Origin of the sequence: Maridesulfovibrio ferrireducens, assembly GCF_016342405.1 — a bacterium.
GTDB lineage: Bacteria > Desulfobacterota > Desulfovibrionia > Desulfovibrionales > Desulfovibrionaceae > Maridesulfovibrio > Maridesulfovibrio ferrireducens_A.
In genome coordinates this window covers 388,380-396,132 of record NZ_JAEINN010000002.1, presented here as the reverse complement: position 1 = coordinate 396,132, position 7,753 = coordinate 388,380, and the positions used below count along the sequence as shown (strand labels likewise).

Here is a 7,753-nt window from a genome sequence, read left to right as displayed (position 1 = left end):
ACCTCAACTTCCATTTTACCACTGACAATCTGTTTTGCGTTAGTTGCTCCAACAGAATAAGCCGGAGGCTGAATTCCGGCTGCATCGACAGTTGCACCGGGGAAAGCTTCAACAGTGTTTGCGTAAGCCATCGTTGCGCCGTCCTGAATAGGCACAAAAATAGATGTGAAAGAAGCAACTGCGGCCTCTGAAATATTCACCCCGCCGAACCAAATCGCAAGCTTAAGCAAAAACACCGTGTTTTCGGTCACTATTGGAGCTTTAAAAGAAAACTCCCATAGATCTTTTCCAGTGACGTAACCCTCATCTTCAATATCCGTAATTTTAACGACAGCAAAATCCGGCAAGTTATGATCCCATACAAGGTTTGCATCATAGTCTAAAACAACCCTGCCCTTTGCAGTTACACCCATATTTTCCGAACTGCTTTTTAAAATCAGATTGGGAGTTTCGGCTTTGTTTATGTTTGTCAGTTTTTTCCAAACAGTTACATTGGTCGGCAAAACACCAATAACGTTCTCACCGGATAAACAACGATATGTATCCCCGTCATAAACAACCAATTTAGGGCTTGTGTAGCTTGCCGCCGGATCAAAAATTGTTGCTTGATCTCCCAATATTACAGACTCGGATAATGCCACGGCATCCGATACAGTCGCGTCAACAGCATCAAGTCTATCTACAAGTTTGGCTGTTCCGCCTCTTGCGGCTCCGACTTCGGAAGCTACAGCAGTAATGGCTTCACCCTGTCTTGTCTCCAGAGAGTTTATATAAGCCTCAAGAGCCTTAGTATTTTTGTTTACAACCAGAACCCACGAAAAATCGCGACATCCGATTTCTTCTAAAATAATACTCATAAGTACTCCTCTACTATAAAATTTGCTGATGACTGATTTTTACTATTGTGAACAACAGAGACAGAAGATTTCAGCGTACAATATAATGATGTTTGTTGACGGAGAAGCGGATCATCAGGAATAAGTGAAACAACCAGTGGACGACTTATCCCGCAATGATAAAGCAGTTTTCTGAGCGCTCCATAAATCTCGCCTTCCGACAAATAATTCAGAGCAAATGAAAATGAATAACGACGTTTGCGGTCATCAGCATACAGTTGACCACCGAGCGAGTAGCCAATGTTAGAAGTATCAACCGGAGTTTCTCTCCAGCCCGGCGAAATGTTGTGATCTGGCTCAAAATGATCAGACATAATCAGTCTGCCGACATGGAAAGGTTTATCCCCGTTATCAATTTCAATTTTATATTTATACTGACACAAGGCTTCCTTTAAAAAAAAGACTGCCGTTGTGCGCGGTAAAACGGCAAGATCATCATCAGACGGATAACCAAGCGGGGAAGAGTTACACGGCAAAAGTTCTGCCGGAGTATAAACGGGCTGGATTACTTCAAATGTTTCACTGTATACTTCGGTTGCAAGATCGTCTTCATATCCGCGAATTGTTAGAGTTGAATCAACTCCAAGATTGTGGCCAATGATAGCCACGGCTGTAATCATTTCGGTGTCATCACACAAAATAGTAATTTCACCTTTGCCAGTGGGACATTTCCACGCTTTAGCCGGCTGCGGGTGCTGAAGGTTCGCAACGGGCCATCCTTCTACTGATCCATTTGCAGAAAATGCGGCCTTATCAATCCCTGTGGTGTTCCACAAAAAACATATATTTGTATTCATCTGAACAACCCCACGGATACTTTATTGTTTCCCATGTCGTCGGATATTTGTTGAACTTGATACACATAATCAATATTTAGCCGGTCACGAATAACGCGGACATAATCTCCGATATTCAGAGCAAACAACTGTGTCTTTGCTGAGATATCAGCTACAAACCGACGTCCTGAGAAAAGGTCTTTCCAGCGATCACGAACAGCGTCCGCATTTGCTACGGTAGAAAGAACAGTGTTTTTGCTCATTTCAACGGCGGAAGGATTCAGTTCTTTGATTGCTGAATCTTCCCAACTCCGTTCAGCAGTTTCGGGTAGTTCTCCGGTTACGGAATAGTAAGAAACCACAACCTTACTTGCTTGGTTGCCATGATTCTTTTCAGAAAATTTAGTCAGTTCAATATCGGTGAGTTCTAAAGCTGGAACAGCATCAATGGCAGGCGCAGAAAACGTGGCAATTCTGAATTTACCGCTGCGGTCAAATCCATACCAGCAAGCAAGCGGAGAAAGGATAATATCTAAAACACTGCCAAGGGTTTGATTAGCTGAGACGGGAAGCCATATTGAAAAATTATTTTCAGCTACCCATTTATCCCACATAGCCGAATCTCTTTTGTCCGCTGTTAATTTTGCAGAATCAAGAAGCCCTGAAATGACCGTCGGCAAAAGGCCGCTTAATGTTTGTTCAGTCAATTTGTGATCGAGTAAATCCAGAACACCATCTGCAAGCGGCAAAGTAATTTTTAAATCGTCCCAATTGGGAGAGCCGGAAACCCTGCCCGTAAAAACATCCTTAAAATCAGAAACAGGAAGCCCGTCAAAGCCGGAACGGATGACAACAGGCGCACCCGCAAAAAGTCTATTAGCTATTTTTTCGCGAAGTACTTCATCAATGAGTAAAACCATATTGCCAAAAGTGGCGGCTGTTCGCCCGTAAGTTAGGGACTGCAAAGAGCGGGTGAAAATTGGAAGGGTTTTAATGCACGGTTCATAAATATGATCAGTCAATGCGGGATCGATCGAATCAGAAGAAAAGCGCAAAACTTCACGCTCTGCCGTAGGATTAGCAGGATCGGCAACTGAAATTTCAACTGTGTAAATTTTTACACTATGCGGCCTTTCGGCAAACTCTTGCCAACTCATGACCGCGACTCAATGAGCATATCTTTATGCACGAACTGAACGCCGTTTTTTGACTGTTCCCGAAGTCCCGCAACAAGAGCCGAGGCTAATTGTTGCCCATCCAAATTAAGAGTAACAAGCATCGGGCCGTCACCTGAACCAGAAGTTGAGGAAGTACCTATTTTCTGTTCATTAACCAAAACTTTAAGCGCGTTAATCATTTGTGCGCTGTCTTCATGGTTCATGACGTAGCCGTTAGTCTGAGGAAAGAAAACTTCACCGGGAAGCCCTGTTTCCTGCCAAACGTATTTGCCGCCAGCTTTTACATCGCCGCCGTGTCTGCGGCCTATACCAGAAGAACCACTTGCCCCTCCTGCATTTCCTGACCCAGTGCCCCCGCTCGACCTGTCGGAGCTATCAGAGCCGTCGGAACCAAGAGAACCGGAGAAGGAATCAAATTCATGACCGAAACCGCTTAAATCATAATTGCCGCTAACACCGGAATAACCTCCATACCCGCCAAGACCATCAAGTCCGCCTCTGTCACCACTCAGCCCGTCACCGAACTGATATCCAAGGACTTTCTCAACTATTCCTAATGTCTTTTCCCACCCTGGGCCTAACCCAAGCGCGGCTTTAGAATTAGGGTTAAAAATTGAGTCAATATCAACCCGCCTGCCATCTCCTGTGTAGTAAGAATCTTCATAAGCAAATCCCGTTTTAGATTGCTTCGCAGCCCACTGGCGAGTTGTATATCCAAAAAATCCGGGATCAGACTTAACAGCTCCAGACAAAGCATCAATTTGTCCACCTTCACCCTTACCATCCATAATACCCTGCGTATATTCATGGCCATAAGCATGGGCAAAAGACAAAACCTGTGAAACGGGATCACGACGTTCCGCTTCATATGCAGCTTCAATTTCCAAGGCTAATTGTTGATATGGTAAGCTAGGACCAACAGGAATATACTTACCATTAACTAATACATAAGACCCTGTAGCGGGTTTTTCAGTTAACCCGAGAGGATTATAATTACCTTCATAATTCTTTGTAATTCGATCACGGAATGATGACATCATTACATGAGATTCAAGCCAACCAACCTTATCTTCGAGAGCATCACGTAAATTTTCATCGTCTCTTAAATTAAACATGTCCGCCAAACCTGAAACGCCTAGAGAAAAAACAGGAGAAAGAGCTCCAGACAGAACAGGAGCCATTGGTCCACCAATGAATAAACCTGCCGCAGCACCTAATATTTTACCAATATTAGCAGTCGAAAATTCAAGTCCGGCAAGGTTATATTTTTCATCATTCATTCCAAGCATCTGATTGCCGAAACTACCAAACATATTCCCGGCAAACCCCGTGAACATAGTCCCTGCGAGTCCGCCTAAAGCAGAATTCCACTGCAAATTATCAACGGCACTTTGACTGACATTAATTCCTGCACCTCGCATAACATCGGCTTGCTGTCCTACAGTTTGCCAATTTGAAAAACCATTCCACAGCCCAGCAGCACCGGCAGACATTGCGGAATTAAACATATGATGCCCGTAAACATCCCGCTGACTATTATTGATATTGTCAAAAACAGAACTGTTTCCAACCGATACACGATCAACAACAGAATCAAAAAAACTTGATTTGCTCATGCCTTCAGAACCGACAGACTGACGAATAGCTTCCGCCTGCCGAGCCGGAACGACCATTTCACCTTCTTGCAAAATGGACGCTACCTCGTCCGCACCAAGGCGCATATTACCCGTATGCCAGACATTTGAAAGGAACGAACCAGCCATATCAAACAAACCACCGCCCATCCCCATGAGCATATCAAGACCTTTGGTTACTGCGAGATCAGCCAAGTGATTTGAAATAGATCGTGCAAGACCGCCCCAAAAAGTAGACCAGTAACTAGAGAAGGATTTCATTTGCCCGGTAAGAGCATCGAAACCTAGGTCTGACAGTGCGGCTTTAGATGATGAGGCAAAGCTTCCAGCAATCTCTATTCCACGCTGAGCCCACGTCTTAGCTTTCTCTGTAAGATCGAGATAGCCTTGATACATTCCAGCAAAAAAATCGTCACTAGCTTCAAGCTTTTTACGCGCGGTCTCTTTCTCTTCTTTAATCTGTTTAGCAGCTTCTTGAGATAAATCTTTAGTGTGTTTTTGTTCAAGTTTCTTGAGTTCAAGATTAGCCCACTTTTTAGCTTTTACTTCATCAGCTCCGGCTTTAATCCATACATTATATTGAGCTGCAATCTGATTTTTTTCAAACTCGTATTTACTAAGAGTTATTAACTGAAATTTTTGATTAAACTGATCAAGAACCTTTTCCCGCTTCTCTGCCTGTTCTTTATCCAATTTTTCAAGACTAATAGTTTCCCAATTCGCGGCCTTTATTCTATCGACTCCCGCATCAATCCATAACTCCTTTTGTTTCTGAATCTGACCTTTTTCAAAATCATATGGGGAACGCAGAAGTTTATTATATTCGAGGTTGAATTTTTCGCGAGTCTTTAGTTGTTTCTTAGTTGACTTGTCTTCGTCATCAACAACAGACGAACCCGCTTTATGTTTAATTTCCTTTTCTACCTGCTTCGGCCCTATAAAGGGGGATTCTGCAAGGTGCGCAAGATCTTCACCAAATATGCCGGAATTACCAACCGAAAGGTGAGCTTCCGAAGACATGATTTCTAAATCTTTCTTCTGTGACGCTTTCAGCTTGTTAATATTGGACGCATTCTTTTTAAGTTGATCTAAGCGGGTTTGAAGCTCTTTCCCGTCCATAGATGATAAATCATCCCAACTCATGTGCCCCATCTGGACGGCGGCAAGACCTTGCCCCATATTAAAAACACTTTCTGCGGCATGGAGAGCTAAAAGAGTGTAAGCTATACCCTTCTTCCCGAACAACAACGCAGGAATTACTCCCGCAGCTTGTAGTTCAACAGGCATGTCAGTGAATGCATTAAAAAGATAACCTGCTTCATCTCCAACTGTGTGTACCAAAGGGGCAAGGCTTTCTATACCTTCGGCAGACTTCTTTGCCCAATCAGCAAAATCACCGGAGCTACCTTCTACGAAATCACCAAAAGCACGAGAAGCTTCGATAATATGAGGCGCTAATTCTTTGCCTATCGCAGCGGCGGCAATATCAACTTCATTTGAAACAATAGTCATTTGAGCAGAAAAGGAAGTTGCGGCTTTCAAGGCTTCTTGTGTCAAAGCCGTTGCGTTTTCCTGCTCCTTGGCAGCAATACCGAGGGCCTTACCCAACTCGTCAGAGCGTAGGGCCAAGGTAGGCATAACTTTTAAAATTTCTTCGCCTTTCAAACCAAATTTTTCGAGAGTACTTGCAGCACTTCCACCAGAATTAATGACTGTGCCTAGCCCCTCGATAAACTGTTTAAAAACAGTTGTTGAATTTGTCGCAAATGTCCTTTTAAGTTGTTCCCCGGTTTGACCTGTCATTTTTTCAAGATATTTTAAAGACTCACCACCTGAACGAATCGATGCATCAATAGCCCTAAAAACACGGCCTACAGCGGACCCACCAAGCTCAGCTCTAACACCTAATGATCTTAATGTAGCACCAAGAGCAGCCGCTTGTGCGCTGGAAACTCCAAAGGTTGAAGTTGCTTGTCCGACCTCAGTTGCCATAAAAGCAATTTCGCTTTCAGTTGTGGCCATATTATTGCCGAGAGCAACAATAACAGAACCTAAAACATCTACTTCATCTGCGGTTTCGCCTGTAACATTTAACAAACGGGCAAGTGTAGTCGCGGCTTCATCACCCTTTAAGTCTGTAGCAGTTCCCAGCATTCCAACCGTACGAGTAAACTTTAAAATATTACTGGAACCTTGAACCCCCAACTGTCCAGCGGCTTGAGCAATACCTAACAACTCTTCAGTTGTAAGAGGCAATTCAGTAGTTATCTGCTGAATATTAAGCCCTAATTTTTGAATTTCCTTGTCTGTAAGATTTGTAGTTTTCTGAACTCCAATAAGCCCACGATCCATAGAAGCAAAAGAGTTGACGGCATGAGTTAGACCCAACCCAACCCCTAAACCCGCGATAGCTGTGCCTAATGAGAACACCCGAGAATGAACAGCCCCGAGAGAACTAACCCCTATGCGCCCGAAATCGCGCATGGCGCCGGAAGCATCACCCATCTTTAAGCGAAGCAAGGCGGTTTCGTTAGCGGAAAGATTAGCAGACCGAGCAATAGATTTTAATGCCCGGTCTGCTTGCTGTGTGGCTTTTTGCTGAAGCATGCGCCCCTGCAATTTTGCAAAGGCTTTTTCTGAAAGACCTGTATGTTTTTGCAGTTCACCAAGATCTAATCCAAGGTTATCAAACTCTGATCCCGTAAGCTTTGCTGTTCGCTGAACATGACCCAAGTTACGAATAAGAGTGTTAACGCTGGATTCGACTTGTTTAGGTGCAAGAGCATTGTTCATGGAATTAGACATATCCGAAGATGCATTGCGAACAATGGCACGCGCTTTACGCATATCTTCATCAAGAGCGGAATAATCCCCCTTAACCTCTACATATATGCCCGGAATTCTAATGCCCATTTTTGCTTTCCTGTTCTTCCCTTTCTTCTCGCCATTTAGCGAGCTGTACTTGGGCAATTTGTTTTACACCCATTAAACAACTCTTTTTATCGTCAACTTCAAAAACATCCATAACCTGAAGAGCTGTCCCTATATTCAAATCTACAACTCCGCTTGCGCCGCAAATCCATTGACCAGAACAATGGGAATAAATTTCTACAGCTTCTTCATTCTCCGGATAAATTTCCGGCCGACATGCCCAGCACGGAGGCCCGTCACTTTTGCGCTCTTTTTCTTCCTCTTTGTCCCAAGTCGTGACGACATAAGCTCGTCTGCACTCTTCGCACGGCAGACGGCCCTCGCAAGCCAACCATCGT

5 protein-coding genes are annotated in these 7,753 nt (G+C 44.0%); all 5 read right to left on the bottom strand.

All coding sequences use genetic code 11. The features are described from left to right. Window positions 1–857, bottom strand: an 857-nt coding sequence (locus JEY82_RS03780; RefSeq protein WP_304082670.1) for a hypothetical protein, incomplete at its 3' end; no start/stop codon positions are given. Continuing rightward, window positions 854–1,693, bottom strand: a complete 840-nt coding sequence (locus tag JEY82_RS03775; protein WP_304082667.1) for a hypothetical protein — start codon at window positions 1,691–1,693, stop codon at window positions 854–856. The genes JEY82_RS03775 and JEY82_RS03780, both read right to left, overlap by 4 nt. Next, window positions 1,690–2,829, bottom strand: a complete 1,140-nt coding sequence (locus JEY82_RS03770) for a hypothetical protein (protein WP_304082665.1) — start codon at window positions 2,827–2,829, stop codon at window positions 1,690–1,692. The genes JEY82_RS03775 and JEY82_RS03770 overlap by 4 nt, the downstream gene beginning before the upstream one ends. Further along, window positions 2,826–7,397, bottom strand: coding sequence for a phage tail tape measure protein (locus JEY82_RS03765; protein WP_304082661.1), 4,572 nt, complete (start codon window positions 7,395–7,397; stop codon window positions 2,826–2,828). The genes JEY82_RS03770 and JEY82_RS03765 overlap by 4 nt, the downstream gene beginning before the upstream one ends. Beyond that, window positions 7,387–7,746 carry a DUF1799 domain-containing protein gene (locus JEY82_RS03760; protein ID WP_304082659.1) on the bottom strand — a complete coding sequence of 120 codons (360 nt, stop codon included), beginning with the start codon at window positions 7,744–7,746 and terminating at the stop codon, window positions 7,387–7,389. The genes JEY82_RS03765 and JEY82_RS03760 overlap by 11 nt, the downstream gene beginning before the upstream one ends. Window positions 7,747–7,753: the final 7 nt, after the last annotated feature.